Below are 976 nucleotides of genomic sequence, written 5' to 3'. Positions count from 1 at the left end.
ACCTGGTGGTCGATGCGACCGAGGTATTCGAGCTGCCCTTCTTCGTTCCAGCGGACGAGGTCGCCCGTGCGGTACATCCGACCGCCGGTGCCGTTGAACGGATCGGCGACGAAGCGTTCGGCGCTGGCGCCGGGCCGGCCGAGGTAACCCCGCGCGAGACCGCCGCTCAGGTAGAGCTCGCCCGGCACGCCAGGCGGGCAGAGATTGAGATCGGCGTCGAGCACCCGCGCCTGCCGGTCCCCGACCGGCTTGCCGATCGGCATGTAAGGCGCGGCGAATCGCTCGCCCGCCAGCGCGACGCCGACGGTCGGGGTGATGACGGTCTCGGTCGGGCCGTAGCCGTTGATGATGCGCGGTGGCTTCAGCACCGATTGCACGAGGTCGAGGTTGGCGCGCGACATCGCCTCGCCGCCGACCGTGTAGGACCGGATCGGCAGCTGGCTGCCGCCCTCGCCGAGCAGCTCGGCCATCTGCGTCAGGTAGCCCGGCGTGAAGCAGGCGATGGTGATGCCGTGACGCTCGATCTCGGCGGCGGTGCGCTCTACCGGCCACAGCTCCTGGTCACGCGGCATCAGCGCAGCGCCGAAGGCCAGCGGCACCCAGGTGCGCTCGTGCGCGCCGTCGAAGGCGATGGACGCGAACTGCAGTTCACGGTCGGCCGGCGTCATGCCGTAGACCTCGCCGATCGATTGCACGTGCATCGCCAGCGGGCCGTGCGTGACCGCCACGCCCTTGGGCCGTCCGGTCGAACCGGAGGTGTAGATGACGTAGGCCAGGTGCTCCGGGTGGATGTCGACGGCCGGATCGGACTCGGCGCCGGTGAAGGCGTCCTCGCCGTCCAGCGCCAGCACCGCGAGGCCGTCGGTCGACGGCAGCCGCGCCGCGAGCGCCTGCTGCGTCAGCAGCAGCCGGATGCCGCTGTCCTCGACCATGTAGGCCAGCCGCTCGGCCGGATAGGACGGGTCCAGCGGCACGT

At 71.1% G+C, this 976-nt stretch carries 1 protein-coding gene; it reads right to left on the bottom strand.

Features of this window, described 5'->3' with window-relative positions:
* Nucleotides 1-976: AMP-binding protein (locus tag FUT87_RS25780; protein WP_147242834.1), on the bottom strand; the 976-nt coding region annotated here is incomplete at both ends.

The organism is Mitsuaria sp. TWR114, assembly GCF_007997345.1.
This window is presented reverse-complemented; position numbering and strand designations above follow the sequence as displayed.